Source organism: Variovorax sp. 20P10.2.4, assembly GCF_058244205.1.
The window spans coordinates 1-1,964 of the sequence record NZ_JBZAYE010000971.1 but is presented as its reverse complement, the minus strand read 5'-3'; the positions used below and the strand labels follow the sequence as shown (position 1 = coordinate 1,964).

General features: G+C 72.0%; 1 protein-coding gene. It reads left to right on the top strand.

Annotation, left to right across the window (positions count from 1 at the left end; all coding sequences use genetic code 11):
* A partial coding sequence (locus AC27VN_RS40060; RefSeq protein ID WP_490880299.1) for a DUF6531 domain-containing protein occupies positions 1–1,964 on the top strand: 1,964 nt, incomplete at both ends.

The following is a 1,964-nucleotide window of genomic DNA, read 5'->3' as shown; positions in this document are numbered from 1 at the left end:
GGCCGGCGGCTACGTGGGTGCGAGCCTCGGCGAATCGATCGCCGATGCGCTGGTGCCCGAGACGCTCACCGTGACCGGCGCCATCACCAGCGCCTCGTCGGACGTGTTCGTCAACAGCAAGGCCGTGGGCGCGGCGCGCGCCTCGCCCGACATTCCGATGGACACCGTGAGCTGCTCGCGCGACTCGCCGCAGATCCTGCTGGCCGAGGGCGCCGAGACCGTGTTCATCAACCGCGGCGTGGCCTCGCGCAAGGACGACCACACCGAGTGCGGCGCCAAGGTCAGCGAAGGCTCGCCCAATGTCTTCATCGGCGGGCCGACCGCGCGCGTGCGCGAGGTGGCCGACGAGGTGCCGCTGATCTCGCGCATCGCCGTGACCGTGTTCAACCTCGTGATGATCTACAAGGGCCTGCGCTGCCTGCCGAAGCTCGCGCGCCAGGGCCGCAAGGCGCTGCCCTGCCTGATCGAGGGCGCCATCGGCGTGGGCATGGGCATCCACGGCCTGGTGAGCTCCTTCGGCAACCCGGTGCATGCGGCCACGGGCGGCAAGTTCCTCGGCGGCGAGGCCGAGCTCGACTTCCGCCTGCCGGGCGCGCTGCCCATCGAATGGCAGCGCTTCTACAGCAGCCACGACCTGCGGCGCGACGGCGCGCTGGGGCAGGGCTGGAACCTGCCCTATGGCTCGCAACTGCGGCTCGATGTCGGCGCCACGGGCGAGCCCGTGGTGGTGCTGATCGACACGCAGGGGCGCGAGGTCGAGCTGCCCGATCTCGAACCCGGATCGCGCCAGCTGTGCCTGCGCGAAGGGCTGGACCTGTGCCGCAGCGAGGGCGGCCACTATTTCATCCATGTGCCGAGCGGGCTCTTCTACCTGTTCGAGCCGCCCGCCGACGCAGCGCGCAACGGTCAGTTGCTGAAGCTCGCGCGCGTGGAAGACCGCAACGGCAACTTCATCGACCTGCGCCACGATGCGCTGGGCCGCCTCGTCGCGATGACCGATGGCACCGGCCGCCTGCTCGCGCTCGAGTACACGGGCGAGAGCCCGCGGCTCGATGCCGTGCGCATCGCCGTCGGCGCGCCGGGCGAATCGCCGGGCCTGCTGGTGCGCTACCGCCACGATGACCACGGCCGCCTGGCCGAGGTGACCGACCGCAACGGCGTGGTGGCGCGGCGCTTCGCGTACGACGCGCAGGGCCTCATGTGCCTGCATGCCGACGCGGTCGGCCGCGAATGCCGCTACGAATGGACCGGCACGGGCGCCGAGGCCCGCGTGGCGCGCCACTGGACCAGCGACGGCGAGCGCCACGAGGTCCGCTACCTGCGGCTGCGGCCCGACGATGCGCCGCCGCTCGACGACCCCGGCGTGGCCGTCGGCGAGACCCATGTGGCCGACCAGCTCGGCCGCGGCTTCACCTGGCAGTGGAACGACGAGCACCAGATCCTCGGCTACACCAATGCCGAGGGCCAGTACTGGCGCGCCCGCTACAACGCGCTGCGTCAGCTCGTCGCCATCACCGAGCCCGACGGCGCCACCACGCGCTGCGACTACGACGCGCAGGGCTTTCCCAGCAGCCGCACCGACGCACTGGGCCGCACCCGCGGCACCGGCTGGACCGACTTCGGCCTGCCCTGGCGCGAAACCGAGGCCGACGGCAGTGCCCACGTCTACGCCTACAGCGACGAGGGCAACCTCGTGCGCGAGACCGATCCGCTGGGCCGGACCCGCAGCTACAGCCACGACCGGCGCGGCCTGCCGATCCTCGTGACCGATGCGCACGGCGGCCACACCCGCCTGCGCTGGAACGAGCGCGCGCTGCTCGTGGCCTTCACCGACTGCTCGGGCAAGACCACGCGCTACGACTACGACGGCTGGGGCCACCTGAAGACCGTGACCGATGCCGCCGGCCAGCAGACCCGGCTCACGCACGATGCCATGGGCCGGCTGCTCGCGGTGTCGCTGCCCG